The organism is Streptomyces malaysiensis subsp. malaysiensis, from assembly GCF_040653035.1.
Lineage (GTDB): Bacteria > Actinomycetota > Actinomycetes > Streptomycetales > Streptomycetaceae > Streptomyces > Streptomyces malaysiensis.
In genome coordinates this window covers 15,111-40,836 of record NZ_JBEZNG010000040.1, presented here as the reverse complement: position 1 = coordinate 40,836, position 25,726 = coordinate 15,111, and the positions used below count along the sequence as shown (strand labels likewise).

General features: G+C 70.8%; 4 protein-coding genes and 1 pseudogene. 4 read left to right on the top strand and 1 reads right to left on the bottom strand.

Going from position 1 to position 25,726, the window contains the following annotated elements:
* Positions 1 to 284: 284 nt before the first annotated feature.
* A complete protein-coding gene (locus tag AB0E24_RS41900; RefSeq protein WP_359385005.1) occupies positions 285 to 2,288 on the top strand; it encodes a M6 family metalloprotease domain-containing protein in 2,004 nt (667 codons plus the stop codon).
* Between the two features lie 52 nt (positions 2,289 to 2,340).
* Here AB0E24_RS41900 and AB0E24_RS41895 read toward each other — a convergent pair whose 3' ends face one another.
* Complete coding sequence (locus tag AB0E24_RS41895; RefSeq protein ID WP_359385003.1) at positions 2,341 to 3,735, bottom strand: M28 family metallopeptidase; 1,395 nt, start codon at positions 3,733 to 3,735, stop codon at positions 2,341 to 2,343.
* A 339-nt stretch (positions 3,736 to 4,074) separates the two neighbouring features.
* On the opposite strand from AB0E24_RS41895, the gene AB0E24_RS41890 reads away from it, so the two are divergent.
* The 3 genes and pseudogenes from AB0E24_RS41890 to AB0E24_RS41880 form a co-directional block, all read left to right on the top strand.
* On the top strand, positions 4,075 to 4,632 hold the full coding sequence (locus tag AB0E24_RS41890) for a hypothetical protein (protein WP_231981161.1): 558 nt from the start codon (positions 4,075 to 4,077) through the stop codon (positions 4,630 to 4,632).
* 41 nt (positions 4,633 to 4,673) lie between these two features.
* Positions 4,674 to 19,055 carry a type I polyketide synthase gene (locus AB0E24_RS41885; RefSeq protein ID WP_359385001.1) on the top strand — a complete coding sequence of 4,794 codons (14,382 nt, stop codon included), beginning with the start codon at positions 4,674 to 4,676 and terminating at the stop codon, positions 19,053 to 19,055.
* Positions 19,056 to 19,135: 80 nt separating this feature from the next.
* Positions 19,136 to 25,720: pseudogene (locus tag AB0E24_RS41880) on the top strand (SDR family NAD(P)-dependent oxidoreductase); the annotation flags it as partial.
* Between the last annotated feature and the right edge of the window lie 6 nt (positions 25,721 to 25,726).

Below are 25,726 nucleotides of genomic sequence, written 5' to 3'. Positions count from 1 at the left end.
TCTGGGGCGCGGGCGCACCTCGCCTTCCGGGGTGGGCTGTTCCCGGCGTAGCTGACGAAGTCCCAGGCGGCGGCAGCTCCCGTTGGCCTGTACACGCTATCGCGCTTTCACACCGGCCCGGCAGCCGGACGCCCCGGTGTCCCGAGGCGCTCTGGCGTCCCCCCTTTCCCCGTCCTACCTTTGGGCAGCGGTAGGCATACCGCTCGCACGGCTTGTCATGTCTGAGCTCCGAGACGCCCGACACGAGGTGAGCCTTGATCCTCCCCCGAAGACCCGTCGGCCGGTTGACCGTCGTCGCCACGATCCTCGCCACCGCGGCGGCCATCGCCGCCGGACCCGCGCGGGCCACCCCCGACGGCACACCGTCGGCCGGACCCGCCCGGCCGCCACTGGCGCGCCCCATCGACCCGCAGCACTGGCGCAACCCCGACGACATGACCTGGGCCGACTACCGCGCGGTCCCCGGTACGCACTGGGCCGACCCCTCGGTCGAGCCCACACAGCGCACCTTCAAGGGCGCGCTGGTGCTCCTGGACTATCCGGACGAGGAGTTCACGGTCAGCCGGCCCGCCGGATCCACCCTCTTCGGCAATCCGCAGCCCAGCGCCTCGGATATCCCCCGCGACCGACTGCCGCGCTTCTACCAGGACTTCCTCAATACACCGGGGCCGCTGAACAACGGTCACACCATCAACGAGTACTGGATGGAGGACTCCGGCGGCCGCATCGGTGTCGATCTGACCGCCTTCGGTGTGTACCGCATGCCGGGCAAGTCCTATCAGTACGGCGTCGAGAGCTCGATGAACCCGGGCGCCTGCCCGGCCGGGGACACCTGCGGCAAGGACATCAGGGCCGACGGCAAGGCCGCCTGGGTGGCCGATGTCGGCGGCGACGAGGCGGGCTCGTTCGACTTCGTCTTCTATCTCACGGCCGGCCAGGACGAGTCGTCCACCTGGCAGGAGTTCGGCCAGATGAAGTTCCCGGGCGCCGGGGACATACCCGCCGCCTGGGGGCCGCCGATGACCGCGGGCGACAACTCCGCACGGACCCGCTATGTGCCGTGGACGTCCTGGCAGGCCGCCGCCCGTATCTGGCCCAACGCCGCCGACGGGTCCTCGGTGCAGGCCGAGAGCTCGGGCATGGCCGTGTACGCCCATGAGCTGAGCCATATCCTGGGCATCGGGGACAACTACAACAACCCGTACGGCACCCCGCTCAGCCGTGCGTACACCGGAATCTGGAGCATGCTCTCCCGCGGTTCCTTCAACGGCCCCGGCGGACCGCACACCCGCTGGCAGATCCCCGCCACGGCCGGGGGCTCGATGGGGTCCCAGCATGTGCTGCGCGACAAGCTGAAGCTCGGCATCGTCGACGAGAGGAACGTGTTACGGCTGGACCGCGACGCGATGAAGGGCTCCGGACTCGTCGTCGCCCGGGTCACCGCACGTTCGGCGCCACCGGGCGAGAAGGGGCTCGCCGGAGTGAACATCACCATGGGCGAGGACCTCTCGGCGCCCTGCGACAACGCCACCGATCCCCTGTGCGACGGCGGCGGCTACGACAACTACACCGTCGAGGTCGTCGACCGCATGGGCATGGACTCCTTCACCCCGGACCACGGGGTGCTGCTCACCAAGACCAAGGACAAGGACCGGGCCCCGTTCGCCTGGGTGGTCGACGCCCACCCCGAGGACATCGACATGGTGGACTTCGAGCGCCCGGACGGCACCACCCAGAAGATCACCATGGGCGACTACCGGCAGCTCAGCGATGCGCTCTTCCACGCCGGGGCCGACTCCGGCAGCCAGTACGAGTACATCGACCAGGCCAACCGGCTGCACTTCTACGTACTGGACCTCAAGCGCGACAGATCCGGAGTGCTCTCGTACACCATCGCTGTGAAGTCCCTCGACGGCGCCGGACCGCAGCGGCGCGGACTGGCTCTCCACCGCGGCGAGGCCAAGGGGGACGCCTCCCGCTCCCGGGCCGTGTGCACCTTCGGCCTCGACAACACCGGGCGTGCCACGGGCGGTGGGGCCGCGACTCCGGCCACCTCGGTGGACTCGGATGTCTACCGGCTGTCGGCGAAGGCCGTCGGCCGGGGCTGGTCCGCCTGGCTGCCCAACCGTCTCGCCACCGCCAGGGCCGGAGGATCGGTGGATGTCGAGGTGGCCGTGGCCGCGGGGAAGGGCGCCGAGCGGCACGGCGAGGTGGTCCTCACCGCCCGTTCGGAAAGCGATCCGCACCGAACCGCCAAGGCGCTGTGCCGGCTGTCGGGTCGCCGGTAGGGCGACGGGTACGGCCCGCCGACACCCGGTGAGCCGTACCCGTTCGGCGCTCCTACGTCGCGTCGGTCGCGGTCTGGATCGGCACCCGGAGGGTGTCGGGCTCACAGCCCGCCGTACCGGCGATGATCCGCGCCGCCCCCTTGGTGAGCGGCACGAGGCTCTGCTCGTCCACCTTGTCCGGGGTGTCCCGCGGATCGAAGATGTACATGGGCGTGGTGATCATCTGCACCAGCGGCACACCCGTGTAGTAGAAGTAGGCGCCGTCGGTGGCCGGGTTCGGCGCGAAGGCGGTCGGCGACAGGATCCATGAGCGGCGCAGGTCCTCCGCCGCGAGTGACTCGGCCACCAGCTGCTCCAGCCGCGGCGCCTGGGTGGTGAACCACCAGCGCACCTCGGGGTCGTCGGTGGGCACGACCTCGCCGTCGACCACCTCCGCCTGGCGTGCGGCGTGTTCCAGATGCATTTCGAGGACCACCCGCGGAAACAGCTCGGGGTGCGCCGCGATGAACGCCTGTGTGCCCGCTGCGCCCGCCATATGGCCGGACGTCAGCACGAACAGCATGTTGTGCGGCCGCAGTTCCTGCGGCACCGACGCCCAGAACTTGGCCTGCGCCAGGACGAGCGCGACCCCGGAGGCATCCTCCACCGCCGACGCCCAGGGACCGTCGTGGTGTGAGCCGACGATCACCCAGTGGTCGGAGGCGCCGGGCAGGGTGCCCACCACATTGTGGGTGGTCTCCTCGGTGATGGTGGCGTCGGAGACGATCCGGCCCTCGCACTCCCCCGACGCCATCAGCTCGCGGACCCGCTGCCCGTCCTTGCCGCTCAGCCAGATACCGGGGATGGAGCGCCGTTCGGCGTCATAGGGCCAGTAGAAGTCGCTGGTCTCCCAGGGCAGTCCGGTGAGCAGGCCGACATAGGCCGTGGCGCCGTCCTTGCGGGCGATGTCGAAGTCCAGCACATGGGGAAGGTCGAAGGGCACGGTCTGGACGAGGTCGGGGAACACGCCCTCGGGGTCGTAGCAGCCGGTGGCCCGGGCCTGCACCTCGGTCTGCGGCAGCCGGGTGAAGCCGATCTCCTGGACCGCGATGGAGCCGCGCACCTCACCGTCCTCCATCCGCACCAGCCGGCCCTCGGTGCCCTCGGTCGGGGTGGTGTACGGCTGGGCGAGCCCCTCGAAACGGATGACCTCATCGGGCCGTCCCGCGGGCCAGATCTCGAAGGCCGCGGACCTCGGCCGCCAGATGGGCGTGTCCAGCGGCTCAAGCCGCACATCCGCCAGCCCGGTCTCCCGGAACTGCTCCGCGGCCCACTCCTCGGTCCACCCGTCGGCCGGATAACCGGCCCGGCGAATCCCCTGGCTGACGATCAATTCGATCCAGGCCATCATCTCCTTCGACGTGGGTGCCCGATCGATGTACTTCTCCAGCTCCGGCCAGCCGCTCATCGTCATCCTCCTCATCGCCAAGATCCCGGTTCATGGTCGACGGGCGGGCTAAAGCTGGGCTAACGCGATGCCAGTGCGCCGCTTTTCGCGGAGCCCCATTTCGTACCGGTCCGCCGTCGATGAGCAGGCCAAGCCGGGCGTTAGACCCACTTTGGCCACGGCACAAATGATGGTCGCCGTATCCGGACAAGCCGCCTGACCGGCGGTTCAGCCGCAGGTCAGCACCCGAATGACGGTGGGGAGTCGAGTGTGCGCACCGAAACGTCACAGGAACGGGAACCTTATGACACGGCCCGGCGGAGGAGGTGGCGCCGACAGATCCCGGCCGGTGTCGTGGGTGTGGCAGCCGTGAGCCTGGTCGCGCTCGCCGTCTCCCCGGTGAACGCCGAGCCCGATACCAGAGCGAAACCGCCGCACGGCAAAAATCCCCTTCCCGCTCCCCCGCAGATCCGCGATCTCGACTTTCTGCTCGGCTCCTACACCTGCGACTACACCCCACCGCCGGGCGGAAAGCCGGCGGTGCTGAAGCTGACCACCAAGCGGGCGATGGGCGGGCACTACCTCTACACGGACGCCACGCTCGAGCCGGGCAGCGTGGTCGGCCGTACGTCCTTGGGCTGGAATCCCGTCGACGGGAAATTCATCAACCAGTACCACGACAACTGGGGTTCATCCGGAAACTACACCTCGTCCGGCTGGAAGGACGGCCACCTGATATTCAAGGGTCCCCTCACCCAGGTGATCACACCGAATGGTTCCGGGCAGACAACCGGCGTGAAGCTGGACCTCGTGGACGACTACCAGGTCCTCGGCCCAGGACATTTCAAGGACACCACGAGCTTCACCTTCCCCGACGGAAGTACTTTGCAGGGCAGTTACGACTGCCGCCGCCAATAGCGTTCAGCGTTCCGGACCGAGGGAAGTGGGGGTGGCCGACCATGGCGAGCAATGAAGAGAAGCTGCTCGACTATCTGAAGCGGGTCACGGCGGATCTCCGTCAGACGCAGCGGCGTCTCAAGGATGTCGAGTCCGCGGGGTATGAGCCGGTCGCGATCGTGGGAATGTCCTGCCGCTTTCCCGGAGGCGTACGGTCCCCCGAAGAGCTGTGGGAACTGGTCGCCGCGGAGCGGGACGCCATCTCGGAACTCCCCACGGACCGCAATTGGGATGTGGAGAACCTCTTCCATCCCGATCCGGAACACCCGGGGACGAGCTATACGCGCGAGGGCGGCTTCATCGACGACCCCGCGGGATTCGACGCCGCGTTCTTCGGCATCAGCCCCCGCGAGGCCCTCGGGATGGCGCCCCAGCAGCGGCTGGCCCTCGAGGCGTCCTGGGAGGCCATCGAGCACGCCGGTGTCGACCCGGAGTCGCTGCGTGGCAGCCGGACCGGCACCTTCATCGGCTGCGACCACCTGGACTACTGCTCCGACGCCTCCCAGGTGCCCGAGGGCTCGGCCGGCTACTTCACCATCGGCAACTCCGCCAGTGTGGTGTCCGGCCGCGTGGCGTACACCCTCGGTCTGGAGGGGGCCGCGGTGACGGTGGACACCGCGTGCTCCTCCTCCCTGGTGGCCATGCATCTGGCCTGTCAGGCGATTCGGCAGGGCGAATGCGATATGGCGCTGGCCGGGGGCGTCGCCGTGATGTCCTCGACGGCGCCGTTCATCGGCTTCAGCGAGTTGCGAGGGCTCGCACCGGACGGCAGGTCCAAGGCGTTCTCGGCGAACAGCGACGGCATGACCCTGGCCGAGGGCGTGGGCGTCCTGCTGCTGGAACGGCTCGCGGACGCGCGCCGCAACGGCCACCAGGTGCTGGCCGTGGTCCGGGGCACGGCGGTCAACCAGGACGGCGCAAGCAACGGCCTCACGGCCCCGAACGGGCCCTCGCAACAGCGAGTGATCCGGCAGGCGCTCGCCAACGCCCGGCTGTCGCCGTCGGACGTGGACGCCGTCGAGGCACACGGCACCGGGACTACGCTCGGCGATCCGATCGAGGCCCAGGCGCTGCTGGCCACGTACGGGCAGGAGCGGCCCGAGGGGCGTCCGCTGTGGCTGGGGTCCATCAAGTCCAACATCGGACATGCGCAGATGGCCGCGGGCGCGGCCGGGGTCATCAAGATGGTGATGGCGATGCGGCATGAAGTGCTGCCCGCATCGCTGCATATCGATGAACCGACGCCCCATGTGGACTGGAGCGCGGGCGATATCCATCTGCTCACCGAGGCGCGGGAGTGGCCTCGCGGCGAGCATCCACGCCGGGCGGGGATCTCTTCGTTCGGCATCAGCGGAACCAACGCACATGTCATCGTGGAGCAGGCCCCCGAAGAACCGCCGGCGGCGGTCGTCGCTGTCGCGGCGGAGTCGGTAGAACCGGTGGAGCTGGCGGAGCCGGTAGAGCCGGTGGGTGGGCCGGTGCCGTGGATGGTGTCCGCGCGCGGGGCAGAGGCGTTACGGGGCCAGGCGCGGGCACTGGCGGCACGGGTGAACGCCGACCCCGGGGTGAGCGCCGAAGAGGTGGGCTGGTCCCTGCTGCGGTCCAGGACCCTCTTCGACCACCGAGCCGTGGTCATCGGCCAGAACCGCGAAGAACTGACGGCGGGGCTGGAGGCACTGGCCGCCGGAGAACCACATCCGGGTGTGGTGGAGGCTGGAAAGGCCGCCGAGGTGGCCGGAAAGACCGTGTTCCTCTTCAGCGGACAGGGCAGCCAGCGCCCCGGCATGGGCGCCGAACTCTACGACCGCTTCCCCATCTTCGCCGAAGCCTTCGACGAAGTCTGCGCCCTCCTCGACCCGCATCTTGAGCACCCGCTGCGGGAGTTGGTCTTCAGCCGCGAACCCGAACAGGTCGCGTTGCTGGACCACACCACCTACGCCCAGGCCGGGCTGTTCGCCCTGCACATCGCCCTGGCGCGACTACTCGACTCCCTCGGCGTACGACCCGACACCGTCATCGGACACTCCATCGGCGAGATCGCCGCCGCCCACATCGCCGGAATCTTCGACCTCCCCGACGCCTGCCACCTCGTCGCCGCCCGCGCCACCCTCATGGGCGGACTCCGCGAAGGCGGGGGGATGGCCACCATCGCCGCCACCCCCGACGAACTCGCCGACGACCTGGCCCAACACGAGGGCCAGGTAAGCATCGCCGCCCTCAATACCCCCACCAGCACCGTCATCTCCGGACCCACCGAACTCATCACCAACATCAGCGCCACCTGGGCAGCCAAAGGCCGTAAAACCCGCACCCTCACCGTCAGCCACGCCTTCCACTCCCCGCTCATGGCCCCCATCCTCGAACCCTTCAAAGAGGCCATCAGCGGGCTGACCTACCACCCACCCACCATCCCCCTCATCAGCAACCTCACCGGACAACCAGCGGATGAGCACATCACGACGCCCGACTACTGGACCCAGCACATCCGCCACCCCGTCCACTTCCACCCCGCCGTCGCCCATATCGCGCCCGAAACCGGCATCTTCCTCGAACTCGGCCCCGACCCCACCCTCACCACCGCAACCCACCACACCCTCCACCACCACACCAGCACCGCGCAGAACCCCACCAACCAGCCCACACCCCTGATCACATCCGCCCTCACCCGTAAACAGCCCGAGCGGCAAGCCCTCACCCACGCCCTCGCCCGGCTCCACACCGCCGGTGTCGAAATCGACTGGACCAGCTGGTTCCCGGCCGACCCGGTTCCCCGGGTGGTCGGGTTGCCGACGTATGCCTTCCAGCACCAGCGCTTCTGGCTGGCCCCGCCAGCCGCCCGTACGAGCTTCGAGGGGACTGCCGGGGACCCTGCCGAGGCGCGGCTCTGGCATGCCATCGAGGAACTCGATGTCGATGCCCTGAGCAGCACGCTCCGGCTGGAGAAGGACAGCCCCGGCGTCGACGCCCTGCTGCCCGCGCTCCCCGTACTGTCCGCCTGGCGGCGTCAGCACCGCGAGCGTTCGACCATCGGCTCCTGGCGCTACCGGGCCACTTGGCAGCAGCTCCCCGACCCGCCCACACCGGCCCTCACGGGCACCTGGCTGGTGGTCGTCCCCGCCGGGCAGGAGGAACACGCGACGGTCCAGGTGACCGTCCAGGCGCTGCGGGCGCATGGCGCCACGGCGCTCCGGCATGGGGTCAACGCTCATGACATCGATCGCGCCGCGCTCCACGAACGCCTCGCCCGGCTCACCGAGGAGTTCCAGCCCGCCGGAGTCATCAGCCTGCTCGCCCTCGACACGGAACCGCTCATCGGCCACTCCGCGGTGCCCGCCGGGCTCGGCGCCACCACCGCGCTCCTTCAGGCTCTCGATGACGCCGAAATCGGCACGCCCCTGTGGTGCCTCACCCAGGGCGCCGTCGCCACCGGCCGCGGCGACCTTCTCCCCCACCCCGGGCAATCGCAGATCTGGGGGTTCGGCCGGGTGGCCGCGCTGGAGTATCCGCAGCGCTGGGGCGGCCTCATCGATCTGCCCACCACCATGACCCACCACACCGCGGGTCGGCTGGCGGCGCTTCTCGTACCCGGGCAGCCCGAGGACCAGGTCGCCATCCGCACCACCGGGACGTACGCACGCCGCCTCGCCCGTGTGCCCGCCGCCGACACCGCCCCCGCCCCTTGGGAGCCGTCCGGCACCACGCTCATCACCGGCGGCACCGGGGGTCTCGGCGCCCAGATCGCCCGCTGGCTGGCCCGCCGGGGCGCACCCCGTCTCCACCTCATCAGCCGTTCCGGACCCGATGCGCCCGGCGCGTCCGAGCTCGGTGAGGAGCTCACCGCTCTGGGGACGGACATCACCATCACCGCCTGCGATGCCTCCGACCGCGCCGCACTTCAGCGGCTCATCGACACCGTCCCCGCCGAACACCCCCTCACCACCGTCTTCCACACCGCCGGGACGATGGAACTCGGTCAGATCGGCGAGCTGGACCCCGGGCGGTTGCAGTCCGTTCTGCGGTCGAAGGCCCTGGCCGCCGCTCATCTGCACGACCTCACCCAGGACTTCGATCTCGCGGCCTTCGTGCTCTTCTCGTCCAACGCCGCGACCTGGGGCAGCGGGCAACAGGCCGCCTACGCCGCCGCGAACACCTACCTGGACGCGCTCGCCGAACACCGCCGGGCCCGGGGCCTGCCCGCCACCAGCCTCGCCTGGGGCCCGTGGGGCGAGGCAGGCATGGCGGCCGACCAGCACACGCTCTCCCATCTCAAGCGGCGCGGTCTCTCGCCCCTCCCTACCGACCTCGCCATCGCGTCACTGCACCAGGCCCTGACACACGACGACACCGCCGTCACGATCGCGGATGTCGACTGGGAGACGTTCGGCCGTACGTTCACCACGCAGCGCCCGAGTCCGTTCCTCACCCGTCTGCTGCCGACGAGCGCGGAGCCCACCACGCCCGCGGCCACCGCCGACGACAATCCGCTGCGGCAGCAGCTCGGCGCGGCGCCCACCGCTCAGCGGCACCAGATCCTGGTGCGCCATATCCAGACCCTGGCCGCGACGATCCTCGGCCACCCCGGGCTGGACGCGATTCCCCCGGGGCAGCCCTTCCAGGAGCTGGGCTTCGACTCCCTCACCGCCGTTGAGCTGCGCAATCAGCTCGCCGCCAGCACCGGGCTCTCGCTCGCCCCGGCGCTGGTCTTCGACCATCCGACGCCGAACGCCCTCGCCACGTATCTGGGCGCCGAACTGACGGGGCAGAGGGCCACCGTCGCCACCCATACGTCGTCCGTGGCCACCGATGACGAGCCGATCGCGATCGTCGGCATGGCCTGCCGCTACCCGGGCGGTGTGCGCTCACCGGAGGAGCTGTGGAAGCTGGTCGCCGCAGGTCGGGACGCCATCGGGGAGATGCCCACCGACCGTGACTGGGATCTGGACACGCTCTTCGATCCCGACCCGGAGCGCCTGGGCACCACCTATGCGCGTGAGGGCGGCTTCCTCCACGATGCCGCCGGATTCGACGCGGCGTTCTTCGGCATCAGCCCACGCGAAGCGCTCGCCATGGACCCCCAGCAGCGCCTGCTCCTGGAAACCGCCTGGGAGACCTTCGAGAGCGCGGGCCTGGACCGGGACACACTCGCCGGGAGCAACACCGGCGTCTTCGCGGGCGGCACCTATCAGGGCTATGGCGCCTCCGGAAGCTCCTCGGCGCGGGAGGTCGAGGGATACCTGCTCGCGGGCGGTACGCCGAGTGTCATGTCGGGCCGGGTGGCGTATGCGTTCGGCCTCGAAGGCCCGGCGGTCACGGTGGACACTGCGTGCTCATCCTCCCTGGTGGCGATGCATCTGGCGGCCCAGGCCCTGCGCCAGGGTGAATGCACGATGGCGCTCGCGGGTGGCGTCACCGTGATGGCCACGCCGACCACCTTCGTGGAGTTCTCCCGCCAGCGCGGACTGGCGGCCGACGGTCGCTGCAAGCCGTTCGCGTCGGCCGCCGACGGCACCGGCTGGGGCGAGGGCGCCGGGCTCCTGCTGCTGGAACGGCTGTCGGACGCGCGCCGCAACGGCCACCGTGTGCTGGCGGTGATCCGGGGCTCCGCCGTCAACCAGGACGGCACGAGCAACGGCCTCACCGCCCCGAACGGGCCCTCACAGCAGCGAGTGATCGGCCAGGCGCTCACCAACGCCCGGGTGTCGCCCACAGAGGTCGATGTGGTGGAGGGACACGGCACCGGGACCACGCTCGGGGACCCGATCGAGGCACAGGCGCTGCTCGCCACGTACGGGCGGGAACGGCCCGAGGGACGTCCGCTCTGGCTCGGCTCCATCAAGTCCAACATCGGCCACACCCAGGCCGCCTCCGGAGTGGCCGGGGTCATCAAGATGGTGATGGCGATGCGGCATGAAGTGCTGCCCGCATCGCTGCATATCGATGAGCCGACGCCCCATGTGGACTGGAGCGCGGGCGATATCCAACTGCTCACCGAGGCGCGGGAGTGGCCACGCGGCGAGCATCCACGCCGGGCGGGGATCTCTTCGTTCGGCATCAGCGGAACCAACGCACATGTCATCGTGGAGCAGGCCCCCGAAGAACCGCCGGCAGTGGTCGGCGCTGGCGCGGGCGAACCGGTAGAGCCGGTGGAGCGGGCGGAGCCGGTAGAGCCGGTGGGTGGGCCGGTGCCGTGGGTGGTGTCCGCGCGCGGGGCGGAGGCGTTACGGGGCCAGGCGCGGGCACTGGCGGCACGGGTGAACGCCGACCCCGGGGTGAGCACCGGAGAGGTGGGCTGGTCCCTGCTGCGGTCCAGGACCCTCTTCGACCACCGAGCCGTGGTCATCGGCCAGAACCGCGAAGAACTGACGGCGGGACTGGAGGCACTGGCCGCAGGCGAACCACATCCGGGCCTGGTGGAGCCCGGAGAGGCCACCGACACCACGGGCAAGACCGTCTTCCTCTTCAGCGGACAGGGCAGCCAGCGCCCCGGCATGGGCGCCGAACTCTACGACCGCTTCCCCATCTTCGCCGAAGCCTTCGACGAAGTCTGCGCCCTCCTCGACCCACACCTGGAACACCCACTCCGGCAGGTGGTCTTCGACACCGACCCCGAGCATGCCGGGCTGTTGGACCACACCACCTACGCCCAGGCCGGACTGTTCGCCCTCCACATCGCCCTGGCACGACTGCTCGACTCCGTGGGAGTACGACCCGACACCGTCATCGGACACTCCATCGGCGAAATCGCCGCCGCCCACATCGCCGGAATCTTCGACCTCCCCGACGCCTGCCACCTCGTCGCCACCCGCGCCACCCTCATGGGCCAACTACCCGAGGGCGGGGGGATGGCTACCATCGCCGCCACCCCAGAGGAACTCGCCGACGACCTCGCCAGCCACGACGGCCAGGTAAGCATCGCCGCCCTCAACACCCCCACCAACACCGTCATCTCCGGACCCACCGAACTCATCACCGACATCAGCACCACCTGGGCAGCCAAAGGCCGTAAAACCCGCACCCTCACCGTCAGCCACGCCTTCCACTCCCCCCTGATGGACCCCATCCTCGAACCCTTCAAAGAAGCCATCAGCGGACTGACCTACCACCCACCCACCATCCCCCTCATCAGCAACCTCACCGGACAACCAGCAGATGAGCACATCACCACCCCCGACTACTGGGCCCAACACATCCGCCAACCCGTCCACTTCCACCCCGCCATCACCCACACCGCACCCCACACCAGCACCTTCCTCGAACTCGGCCCCGACCCCACCCTCACCACCGCAACCCACCACACCCTCCACCACCACACCAACACCGAGCAGAACCCCACCAACCAGCCCACACCCCTGATCACATCCACCCTTACCCGTAAACAGCCCGACGGGCAAGCCCTCACCCACGCCCTCGCCCGGCTCCACACCGCCGGTGTCGAAATCGACTGGACCAGCTGGTATCCCGCCACCCCCACCCCCCGCACCATCGACCTCCCCACCTACGCCTTCCAACACCAGTACTACTGGCTGTCGTCGGCCGCCTCCTCGAGTCCGACGCCCACCGAGGCAGCTCTGGTCGACAGGAAGTTCTGGGAGGCGGTAGAGCGCGAGGATCTGGAAGCCCTGGCGGCGACCATCGACTCACCGGCTGACCAGCAGCCCATGCTGAGTGCCGTGCTCCCGACGCTGTCCGCTTGGCGGCGGCATCACCGGGAGCAGTCGGTCATCAATTCCTGGCGGTATCAGATCGCCTGGAAGCGCCTTTTCGCTCCCTCCACCCCTCCGGACCTCTCCGGCACCTGGCTGCTGATCATCCCCGCCGGTCAGTCCGACCACCCTGCTGTGGAAACCGTCGCGCATGCCCTGACCACCCATGGCGCCACCCTGATCCGCCATGTGCTCGACACCCACACCGTCGATCGCGACGCCCTGGCGGACCACCTCACGCGTCTGGCCATGCAGGGCGAACCCGCCGGAGTGCTGAGCCTGCTCGCACTCGACGAGGGGCCGCACCCCGAATATGCCGCCGTGCCCTCCGGGCTGGCCGCGACCACCGTGCTCCTCCAGGCCCTCGGGGACGCCGAGATCCCGGCACCCCTGTGGTGCCTCACCCAGGGCGCCGTCGCCACCGGTCCCGGCGATCCGCTACCCAGCCCGCGGCAGGCGCAGACATGGGGACTTGGCCGCGCCGCCGCTCTGGAACACCCTCGCCGCTGGGGTGGCCTGATCGACCTCCCGGCCGTCATCGACCACCACACGGCCGACCGTCTGGCCGCCCTGCTCACCCCCGGTCGGCCGGAGGACCAGACCGCCATCCGCGCCATCGGCAGCTACGCCCGGCGCCTCCGTAAGGCCACCGCCCCGACCGCCGCCCCCAGGACGTGGCAGCCCACGGGCACCACGCTCATCACCGGCGGCACCGGTGGCCTCGGCGCCCATGTCGCCCGCTGGCTCGCCCGCCTTGGCGCACCCCATCTCCACCTCATCAGCCGTTCCGGTCCGGACGCACCGGGGGCCGCCCAACTCACCCAAGAGCTCGCCGACTTGGGCACGGCTGTCACCATCACCGCATGCGATGCCTCCGACCGTGCCGCACTCCAGCGCCTTCTCAGCGCCATCCCCGCCGAACACCCCCTCACCACCGTCATCCACGCCGCCGGAACCTCGGACACCGAGCTCCTCGCCGATCTGGATCCGGAGCGGCTGGAGCATGTGCTCGGGCCCAAGGCCCTGGCCGCCGCCCATCTGCATGAACTGACCCAGGAGCTCGACCTCAGCGCCTTCGTGCTCTTCTCGTCCGGCGCGGCGGCGTGGGGCGGCAGTCGCCAAGGGGCCTACGCCGCCGCCAACACCTACCTGGACGCCCTCGCCGAACACCGCCGCGCTCTGGGCCTGCCCGCCACCAGCCTCGCCTGGGGCCCCTGGGGCGACGCGGGCATGGCCGCCGACGAAACCGCGCTCGCGTTCTACGGCCGACGTGGGTTGTCTCCGCTGAGCCCCGAACTGGCCGTCGTATCGCTCCAGCACGCCCTGGACCACCGTGACACCACGATCACCGTCGCCGACATCGACTGGGAGAAGTTCCCAACGGCGTTCACCGCCCAGCGCCCCAGCCCGCTGCTCGACGACCTGATCACGGCCATCGAGAGCCCGACCGAACGCATCACGGGCGCATCCACCGGCACCTCGCTCCGGCAGCGGCTCTCCGCCGGCACCCCCGAGCAACAGCACCAGCTCCTGCTCGAACGCGTCCAGTCCCTCGCGGCCTCGATCCTGGGGCATTCCGGGCCGGACGCCATTCCGCCCGCCCAGCCGTTCCAGGAGCTCGGGTTCGACTCCCTGACCGCCGTGGAGCTGCGCAACCAGCTCGCCACCGCCACCGGAATCGACCTCGCGCCCGCGCTCGTCTTCGACCATCCCACGCCCAATGCCCTGGCCACCTACCTTCGCGCCGAACTCACGGGCCAGCAGACGGCCGTCGCCGCCCACAGCCCCACCACGGCCGCCCAGGACGAGCCGATCGCGATCGTCGGCATGGCCTGCCGCTACCCCGGCGACGCACACTCCCCGCAGGATCTCTGGGAGCTGGTCATCGCCCACCGCGATGCCATCGTGCGGATGCCCACCGACCGCAACTGGGATCTGGACGCGCTCTACGACCCCGACCCCGACCGCGCGGGGACGAGCTACGTCCGCGAGGGCGGCTTCCTCCGCCACGCGGCCGAGTTCGACCCCGCGTTCTTCGGCATCAGCCCGCGCGAGGCGATCGCCATGGACCCGCAGCAGCGGCTGCTCCTGGAGACCGCCTGGGAGACCTTCGAGAGCGCGGGCCTGGACCGGGACACGCTCGCCGGCAGCAACACCGGAGTGTTCGCGGGGGTGACCTCGCAGGACTATCTGTCCCTCACCGGCGATACGGCGAGCGACGTCGAAGGCTATGTCGCCACGGGCAATATCGGCAGTGTGGTGTCCGGCCGGGTGGCCTACTCGTTCGGCCTCGAAGGCCCGGCGGTCACGGTGGACACTGCGTGCTCATCCTCCCTGGTGGCGATGCATCTGGCGGCCCAGGCCCTACGCCAGGGCGAATGCACGATGGCGTTGGCGGGTGGCGTCACCGTGATGGCCACGCCGGGTGCGTTCATCGAGTTCTCCCGCCAGCGCGGTCTTGCACCCGACGCGCGGTGCAAACCGTTCGCGGCAGCGGCGGACGGCATGGTGTGGGGCGAGGGCGTCGGCCTCGTACTGCTGGAACGGCTGTCGGACGCGCGCCGCAACGGCCACCGTGTGCTGGCCGTCGTCCGGGGCTCCGCCGTCAACCAGGACGGCACCAGCAACGGCCTCACCGCGCCGAACGGACCCTCGCAGCAACGGGTGATCCGGCAGGCGCTCGCCAACGCGCGGCTGTCGCCGTCGGACGTGGACGCCGTCGAGGCACACGGCACCGGAACCACGCTCGGCGACCCGATCGAGGCACAGGCGCTGCTCGCCACGTACGGACAGGAACGGCCCGAGGGACATCCGCTGTGGCTCGGCTCCATCAAGTCCAACATCGGCCACACCCAGGCCGCCGCCGGAGTGGCCGGAGTCATCAAGATGGTGATGGCCATGCGCCACGGCGTGCTGCCCGCATCACTCCACATCGACGAACCGTCCCCGAATGTCGACTGGAACGCGGGCGACCTGCGCCTGCTCGCCGAAACCGTCCCCTGGCCCCAGGGCGACCGGCCCCGCCGGGCGGGGGTCTCCTCCTTCGGCATCTCGGGTACGAACGCCCATCTCATCCTTGAGCAGGCCCCCGAGCCAACCGGGCCCGCCCCCGTATCGAACGTCGCGGGGGTCGTGCCATGGGTGGTCTCCGCACAGAGCGACGCGGCGCTACGGGGCCAGGCGCGGGCCTTGGCCGGGCACATCATCGGCGACCCCGAGGCGAGCGCCGGAGAGGTGGGTTGGTCCCTGCTGCGGTCCAGGACCCTCTTCGACCACCGAGCCGTGGTCATCGGCCAGAACCGCGAAGGACTGACGGCGGGACTGGAGGCACTGGCCGCAGGCGAACCACATCCGAGTCTGGTGGAGCCCGGAGAGGCCACCGACACCACAGGCAAGACGGTCTTCCTCTTCAGCGGACAGGGCAGCCAGCGCCCCGGCATGGGCGCCGAACTCTACGACCGCTTCCCCATCTTCACCGAAGCCTTCGACAAAGTCTGCGCCCTCCTCGACCCCCACCTGGAACACCCACTCCGGGAGTTGGTCTTCAGCCGCGAACCCGAACAGGCCACGTTGCTGGACCACACCACCTACGCCCAAGCCGGACTGTTCGCCCTGCACATCGCCCTGGCACGACTGCTCGACTCACTCGGCGTACGACCCGACACCGTCATCGGACACTCCATCGGCGAAATCGCCGCCGCCCACATCTCCGGAATCCTCGACCTCCCCGACGCCTGCCACCTCGTCGCCACCCGCGCCACCCTCATGGGCCAACTACCCCAAGGCGGCGGCATGGCCACCATCGCCGCCACCCCCGACGAACTCGCCGACGACCTGGCCGCACACGACGGCCAGGTGAGCATCGCCGCCCTCAACACCCCCACCAACACCGTCATCTCCGGCCCGACCGACCTCGTCGCCGACATCAGCGCCGCCTGGGCAGCCAAAGGCCGTAAAACCCGCACCCTCACCGTCAGCCACGCCTTCCACTCCCCACTCATGGACCCCATCCTCGAACCCTTCAAAGAAGCCATCAGCGACCTGACCTACCACCCACCCACCATCCCCCTCATCAGCAACCTCACCGGACAACCAGCAGACGAACACATCACCACCCCCGACTACTGGGCCCAACACATCCGCCAACCCGTCCACTTCCACCCCGCCATCACCCACACCGCACCCCACACCAGCACCTTCCTCGAACTCGGCCCCGACCCCACCCTCACCACCGCAACCCACCACACCCTCCACCACCACACCAGCACCGAGCAGAACCCCACCAACCAGCCCACACCCCTGATCGCCTCCACCCTCACCCACAAACGACCCGACACCCACGCCCTCACCCACACCCTCGCCCAACTCCACACCAGCGGCACCACCATCGACTGGACCAGCTGGTATCCCGCCACCCCCACCCCCCGCACCATCGACCTCCCCACCTACGCCTTCCAACATCAGCACTACTGGCTCGCCCCGCCCGCGCCACGTGCCGACAGTCGTCTCAACGGCCACAACCCGGCCGAGGCCAGCCTCTGGGACGCCATCGAGGAGCTGGACGTCGACGCCCTCGCGAGCTCACTCGACCTGGAGAAGGACAGCCCCGGCGTTGATGCCCTGCTGCCCGCGCTCCCCGTACTGTCGACCTGGCGCCGCCGGCACCGCGAACGGTCCACCATCGACTCCTGGCGTTACCGCGTCGCATGGAAGCAGGTGCGGGACCCCGCCACCGCGCCGACCCTCAGCGGGACCTGGCTGCTGCTCGTGCCCACCGGGCTGGAGGAACATCCGGCCGTCCACGCCACCGTCGAGGCGCTCGACGCCCATGGCGCGGCCCACGAGGTTCTGTCCATCGATGGCGTGGACGCCCGGCGCGACGCCCTCGCCCCGCTGCTTTCGCAGCTGCCCGATGGCAGCACCCCCGAGGGCATTCTGAGTCTGCTCGCGCTCGACCAGACGCCCCACCCCGGCCACCCGGCCGTCCCCACAGGGCTGGCCGCCACCGCCGCCCTCGTCCAGGCCCTAAGCGAGGCACCGCTCATCGCGCCCCTGTGGTGTGTCACCCAAGGCGCGGTGGCCGCCAACGCCGCCGATCCGCTGCCCCACCCGCACCAGGCCCAGATCTGGGGCATGGGCCGGGTCGCCGCGCTGGAGCACCCCCGGCTCTGGGGCGGCCTCATCGACCTCCCGGCCGTCGCCGACGCCCGCACCCCGGCCCGTATCGCCGCCATGCTGGTGCCCGGTCAGCCGGAGGACCAGGTGGCGATCCGCTCCACCGTCCTGGCCCGGCGCCTGGAGCGGGCCGCCTGCCCGGACACCGCGCCCAGCGCGTGGCGCCCCGACGGTACGACCCTGATCACCGGTGGCACGGGGGGTCTCGGCGCCCATGTCGCCCGCTGGCTGGCCCGCCAGGGCGCACCCCATCTCCACCTTGTCAGCCGCTCAGGACCCGACGCGCCCGGAGCATCCCAACTCGCCCAAGAACTCACCGACTTGGGCTCGGCCATCACCATCGCCGCCTGCGACGTCTCCGACCGAGCCGCGCTCCAGCGCCTTCTCGACACCATCCACGCCGAACACCCCCTCACCGCCGTCGTCCACGCCGCCGGTCTCCCGGAGAACACCCCGCTCGCCGAGCTGGATCTCCCGGGGATCGACGCTGTGCTGCGGCCCAAAGCACTCGCGGCCGCCCTGCTCCATGAACTCACCGAGGAGCTGGACCTCAGCGCCTTCGTGCTCTTTTCGTCCGGCGCCGCCGCGTGGGGCGGCGGACGACAGCCGTCCTACGCCGCCGCCAACGCCTATCTCGACGCCCTCGCCGAACACCGCCGGGCCCGGGGCCTGGCCGCCACCAGCCTCGCCTGGGCGCCGTGGAGCGATGCGGGCATGGCGTCCGACGAGGCCGCCGTCGACTACTACCGCCGGCGCGGGATGCGTCCCCTGGACACCGATCTCGCCATCGCCTCGCTCCAGCACGCCCTGGACCACGGCGACACCACGATCACCATCGCGGACATCGACTGGGAGAGGTTCCCGGCCGGTTTCACCGCACAGCGGCCCAGCCCGCTGCTGTCCGACCTGGCCGCCGCCGCGTCACCCGGCCCCGATGCCGCCCCGGACGCCACCGCGGCCATGAACGGTTCGCTTCAACGGCAGCTGGCCACCGGCACCCCCGCCCAGCGGCACCAACTTCTTCTGCATCACATCCAGACGCACGCCGCCGCGATCCTCGGCCACCCCACCATCGATGCGATCCCACCCGCCCAGCCGTTCCAGGAGCTGGGGTTCGACTCCCTCACGGCCGTCGAATTCGGGCACCGCCTCTCCGCCGCCACCGGCGTCGACCTCCCGCCCACCCTTGTCTTCGACCACCCCACACCCAAGGAGCTGGCCGACTATCTGCGCGAGCGGCTCGTCGAGGGGGAGCCGACCTCCGAGGGACATCTGCTGTCAGAGCTCGACCGCTGGGACTCGGTCTCGGAGCGCTCGGCGGTGGACGAGGCGGCCCGTCGCCGGATCACCGGACGGCTGCGGCTGCTGCTGGCCAAGTGGAACGACACGGAACGGGACACGGAGCGTTCCGCGGCCCACAGCGAACTCGAGACGGCGACGGCAGAGGACATTTTCGACCTCATCTCGGACGAGTTCGGAAAGTCCGACGAGTTCCGAAAGTCGTGAGCCCGATGACCCCCATCCCCCGCGACGCGTCAAGGAGCCTCCGCTAGATGTCGAACGAAGAGAAGCTGCTCGACCACCTCAAGTGGGTCACGGCCGAGTTGCGCCAGACCCGTCAGCGTCTGCGGGAGGCCGAGTCCGCGGAGCCGGAGCCCATCGCGATCGTGGGCATGGCCTGCCGCTATCCGGGCGGGGTGCGGTCGCCGGAGGAGCTGTGGCGGCTGGTGCGGGACGGCGAGGACGCCGTTTCCGGCTTTCCCACGGACCGGGGATGGGGCACCGAGGAGCTGTTCGACCCGGATCCCGAAAGCTATGGGAAATCCTACGTGGACCAGGGCGGATTCTGCTACGACGCGACCGAATTCGACGCGTCCTTCTTCGACATCAGCCCCCGCGAGGCCCAGGCCATGGACCCGCAGCAGCGACTGCTCCTGGAGACCGCGTGGGAGGCGTTCGAACGCGCCGGGCTCACCCAGGAGTCGCTGAGCGGCAGCAACACCGGTGTGTTCGCCGGGGTGGGTTCGCATGACTATCTGTCGGTCATCGGCAACATCACCAGCGAGGTGGAGGGCTACGTCGGCGCCGGGAACCTCGGCAGTGTGGTGTCCGGCCGGGTCGCGTACTCGCTCGGCCTCGAGGGCCCGGCGGTCACGGTGGACACCGCGTGTTCCTCATCGCTGGTCGCCATCCACTTGGCCTGTCAAGCGCTGCGCAACGGCGAATGCGATCTGGCCCTGGCCGGCGGGGTGGCCGTGATGGCGACGCCCGGCGGGTTCATCGAGTTCTCGCGTCAGCGTGGCATGGCCCCGGACGGCCGCTGCAAGCCATTCGCGGCGGCCGCCGACGGCACCGGCTGGGGCGAGGGCTCCGGGTTGATCGTCCTTGAGCGGCTGTGCGAGGCGCAGCGCCGCGACCGCCGTGTCCTCGCGGTGATCCGGGGTTCCGCGGTCAACCAGGACGGGGCCAGCAACGGCCTCACGGCGCCCAACGGGCCCTCGCAGCAGCGGGTGATCCGGCAGGCGCTGGCCAACGCGCAACTGTCCACCGCCGAGGTGGACGCGGTCGACGGACACGGCACCGGGACCACCCTCGGCGATCCGATCGAGGCCCAGGCGCTGCTGGCCACGTACGGGCAGGGCAGGCCGGAGGACCGGCCACTGTGGCTCGGCTCGATCAAGTCCAACCTGGGGCACACCCAGGCCGCCGCCGGTGCGGCCGGTGTGATCAAGATGGTGATGGCGATGCGGCATGAGCTGCTGCCCGCCTCGCTGCACATCGATGAGCCGACGCCCCACGCCGACTGGGCGTCGGGTGCGGTGCGGCTGCTGACCGAGCCGGTTCCCTGGCCGCGCGGGGAGCGTGCGCGCCGGGCCGGTGTGTCCGCCTTCGGCATCTCCGGTACGAACGCCCATCTCATCCTGGAGCAGGCACCCGCCCCCGCCGGAACACCATCCGTCACAACGGTGCCGACCGACGGCGACGGTGTTCCGGCGGGTGGTGTGGTGCCGTGGGTGGTGTCCGGGCGTGGCACTGAGGCACTGCGCGGCCAGGCGCGGGCGCTGGCCGAACGCGTGGCCACCGACCCCGACGCCTCCCCGGCGGAGGTCGGCTGGTCCCTCATCAGCACCCGCTCCGTCTTCGACCACCGCGCCGTCATCGTCGGCGAACACCGCGACGAACTCCTCGCCGGACTCAACGCCCTCGCCACCGGCAACACACACCCCACCATCACCGAACCAACCACCGGTCCCGGCGCGGGCGGCATGGGACCCGTCCTGGTCTTCCCCGGCCAAGGCTCCCAATGGCTCGGCATGGGCGCCGGACTCCTGGACACCTCACCGGTCTTCGCCACCCGCGTAGCCGAATGCGAACACGCCCTCACCCCCCACGTCAACTGGTCCCTCACCGAGGTTCTGCGCGGCGGCGTCAACACCGCCGACCTCGCCCGCGTCGACGTCGTCCAACCCGCCCTATGGGCCGTCATGATCTCCCTGGCCGCCGTATGGGACCACCACGGCCTCACCCCCACCGCCGTCATCGGACACTCCCAAGGCGAAATCGCCGCCGCCTGCGTCGCCGGAGCCCTCTCCCTCGACGAAGGCGCCCGCATCGTCGCACTCCGCGCCCACGCCCTCCGACGCCTCGCCGGACACGGCGCCATGGCCTCCCTCACCACAAGCCAAACCCACACCGAAGAACTCCTGATCAACCTCGGCGAACCAGCCCGCGAAGTCGGCATCGCCGCCGTCAACGGCCCCGGCTCCGTCGTCGTATCCGGACCCCCAGAACAAGTCGCCCACGCCGTCACCGCATGCGAACAAGCGGGCCACCGGGCCCGGCTCATCGACGTGGACTACGCCTCCCACAGCGCCCAAGTGGACGAAATCGCCGAAGAGTTGAGGGAAGTGCTGTCGGGGATCGAACCCGTCCAGGCGGAGGTGGCGTTCTACTCGACCGTCACCGGCGCCCGTATGGACACCAGCGGCCTCGACACCGCGTACTGGGTCAAGAACCTCCGCGAACGCGTACGCTTCGCCGACGCCGTACGAGCACTCCTGCACGACGGCCACCGCGTATTCATCGAGGCCAGCACCCACCCCGTCCTCACCATCGGCATGCAGGAGACCTTCGAGGAAGCCGGTGTGCCCGCGGCCGCGGTGCCGACCCTGCGCCGGGACCACGGCGACCAGGCACAGTTGATGCGGTCGGTGGCGCAGGCGTTCACCGCCGGCGTCGCCGTCGACTGGACCCGCTGGTTCCGCACCGACCCCGCACCCCGCACCATCGACCTGCCCACCTACGCCTTCCAGCGGCGGCGGTACTGGCTGGACGGGCGGGGTGGCCACAGCGGCGACCCGGGCGACCTCGGGCTGGGGCCCGCGGGGCATCCGCTGCTCGGCGCGGCCGTGGAACTCGCGGAGGGCGGCGCCCATCTGCTGACCGGCCGGCTGTCGCCGCGGACCCATCCATGGCTGAACGACCACCGGGTGCTGGACACCGTCCTGCTGCCGGGCACCGCCTTCGCCGAGCTCGCCCTGCACGCGGCCGCGCGGACCGGCTGTGACCATGTGTCGGAGCTGACCCTGCACGCGCCGCTGGTGATTCCACAGGGTGAGGCGGTCGATGTGCAGATCGCGGTGGCCGCTCCCGATCACACCGGTGAGCGTCCGATCACGGTGCATTCCCGGCCCGCGGCCGAGGGGGACGACGGGGCCTGGACCCGGCACGCCACCGGCGCACTCGCCACCTCGCCACCAGCCAACGCCGTATCGCTGAAAGGCGCTTGGCCGCCTCCCGGAGCCACTCCGCTCCCCATCGATGACTTCTACCGTCAGCTCGCCGACCACGGCTACGGCTACGGACCGTCCTTCCAGGGCCTCACCGCCGCGTGGCGGCTGGACGGCGATGTCTACGCCGAGGTGTCCCTGCCCGAAGGGGAGCGCGAGGGCGCGGCCGCGTACGGTATCCACCCCGCCCTCTTCGACGCCGCGCTGCACGCCCGTGCGCTGGACGTCGCCCCCGGCTCCGAGGACGCGCGGCGGATCCTGCTCCCGTTCACCTGGAGTGGTCTGCGGCTGTGTGCCACCGGGGCGGACACGTTGCGGATCCGCATCACCCCGACGGCACCGGACCGGCTCACCCTGCTCGCGGCCGATCCGACCGGCGCGGCGGTGGCCGTGGTGGACGATCTGATCCTGCGCCCGGTGCCGGACGGGCAGCTGGGCCGGGCTCGTGCGGCGGGCAGGAACTCCCTCTTCCAGCTCATCTGGACGCGGATGACACCCACCGCGCCCGCCCCCACATGCCGTTCCGCGGTGATCGGTCCGGACGGTGGTCCGCCGGCCGACGCACTGCGCGACGCAGCCCGCCTCCCGGACCTCGCCGCCGTGCGGGCGACCGTGGCGGACGGCGCCCTGCCCCCCGATGTGGTGTTCGCCTCCTTCGGCTCCTCCGCCGATGGCCGGGGCGATCCGGGCGATCCGGGCGATCCCGTGGCGCGCACCCATGACCTCGGCAAGGAGGCCCTCGGGGTGCTGCGGGAGTTCCTCGCCACGCCCGAATTCGCCGACGCCCGGCTGGCGGTGGTCACCCGTGGGGCGGTCGCCACGCAGAGCCATGGCGATGTCCACGATCTGCCCGCCTCCGCCGTATGGGGCCTGGTGCGCAGCGCCCAGTCGGAGAACCCCGGCCGGGTCCTGCTGCTCGACCTCGACGAACGCGACACCTCGCTACGGTCCCTGCCCGATGCCGTGGCCTCGGGCGAGCCCCAGCTGGCGCTGCGCGACGGTGTGGCGTACGTACCGCGACTGGTCCACGACGACGCGGCCAAGCGGCTCACCCCGCCGGAAGGGGCGGCCACATGGCGTCTGGGGCTGACCGGCCACGGCAGCCTGGACCAGCTGGCGCTGGTCGACTGCCCGGACAACACCCGCCCGCTGGACCGTGGCGAGGTCCGGGTGGCGCTTCGGGCGGGCGGTGTGAACTTCCATGACGTCGTCGTGGCGCTGGGCATGGTGGAGGATCCCCGGCCGCTGGGCGGCGACGGTGCGGGCGTGGTCGTCGAGGTGGGCCCCGGGACCGAGGGGTTCGCGGTGGGCGACCGGGTCATGGGCCTGTTCAACGGCACCGGGCCGCTGGTCGTCACCGATGTCCGGATGATCACCGGGATCCCCGCGGGATGGTCCTACGCACAGGCGGCGACCACACCGTCCGCCTTCCTCACCGCCTACTACGCTCTCGCCGATCTCGCCGGGCTGCGGGCCGGGGAGAAGCTGCTGCTGCACGCGGCCACCGGAGGGGTGGGCCTGGCGGCCGTGCAGCTGGCGCGCCACTGGCAGGCCGAGGTGTACGCCACGGCGGGCCCCACGAAGTGGCATGCCCTGCGGGAGCGCGGTTTCGACGACCGCCATATCGCCTCGTCCCGCACCCTCGACTTCGAGGAGCGGTTCCGCGCCGCCGCCGGATCCGTCGATGTGGTGCTCAACTCCCTGGCCGGTGACTTCGTGGACGCGTCCTTGCGGCTGCTGGGGCCAGGCGGTCGCTTCATCGACATGGGCCGGACCGACATCCGCGACGCCGAGCAGGTCGCCGTCCGCTGTCCGGGCGTCGCCTACCGAGCGTTCGACCTGGTCGGCGGGGCGGGCCCGGACCGTATCCAGCGGATGCTGGCCGAGCTGTCGGCCCTCTTCGAGAACGGGACGCTGCGGCCGCTGCCGACCACGCTGTGGGACATCCGCCGGGCTCCCGAGGCGTTCCGCCACTTCAGCCAGGCCCGTCACATCGGCAAGATCGTCCTTACGCTCCCCAGCGCCCTCGACCCGGAGGGCACGGTCCTCATCACCGGTGGCACGGGCACGCTCGGCGCCGCCACCGCCCGCCATCTGGTGGCCCACCACGGCGTACGGCGGCTGCTGCTCATCAGCCGCCGGGGCCTCGACACCCCGGGGGCCACGGAGCTGGCGGCCGAACTGACCGGGCTCGGCGCGGAGGTGTCCATCGCGGCGTGTGACGCGGCCGACCGGGCCGCCCTGGCCAAGCTGCTGGAGACCGTTCCCGGCCGCCATCCGCTCACCGCCGTCGTCCATGCCGCCGGGCTGCTGCGCGATGCCACGGTCGAGGCGCTCACGCCCGATCAGCTCGATGAGGTGCTGCGGGCGAAGGCCGACGCGGCGTGGAATCTGCATGAGCTCACCCGCGACGCGGGGCTGTCCGCGTTCGTGTTGTTCTCCGCGGCCGCCGGGCTGCTGGGCGCCGCGGGCCAGGGCAACTACGCGGCGGCCAACGCCTTCCTGGACGCGCTGGCCGTGCACCGCCACGCCCAGGGCCTGCCCGCCACCTCCCTGGCCTGGGGGTACTGGGCCGAGGCCACCGGGATGACCGGCGGGATGACCGACACCGACCGGGCGCGGCTGGCGCGGTCCGGGATGGTGGGGCTGGAGACCGAACAGGGTCTCGCGCTGCTCGACATCGCCCTCGACAGCGGCCTTCCGGCCCTCGCGCCCATCCGGCTCGACCTGGCCGCCATGCGGCGTGAGGCCCACGCGGACGATCTGCCACCCCTCTTCCGGAGCCTGGTGCGCAGCGCCACACCGCAGGCGGCCACCGGAGCCGCCGGACCGGGCGGAGCGGCACCGGCGGAGGCGTTCGCCGCCATGTCCGAGGAGGACCGGCAGCAGGCGCTCCTCAAGCTGGTGCGCGGCGCCACGGCGACGGTGCTGGGCCATGACACGGCGGACGCCATCCACCCCGCCCAGAACTTCCGGGAGCTGGGCTTCGACTCACTGACCGCCGTGGAGCTGCGGAACCGGCTGGGCGCCGCCACCGGTCTGCGGCTGCCCGCCACGCTGGTCTTCGACCACCCCACGCCCACCGCGGTGGTACGCCTGCTGCGAGAGCTCCTGGTCCCCGCCGGGGTGACGCCGACGGACTCCCTGCTCACCGGGCTCGACTCCCTCGACACCGCCCTGACCGGGGGAATCGCCGACGGGGAGCGGCGGGCCCGGATCGCGGCGCGGCTGCGGGAGCTGCTGCGCAAGGTGGACGGGCCGTGGCAGGGCGCCGAGGGTGACGACCCCGCCGAGGAGGATCTGGCGTCGGCCAGCGACGAGGAGTTGTTCCAGGCGCTCGACAACGAGCTGACCGTCCCCTCCGACGACAGTCTCCGATGAATCAGG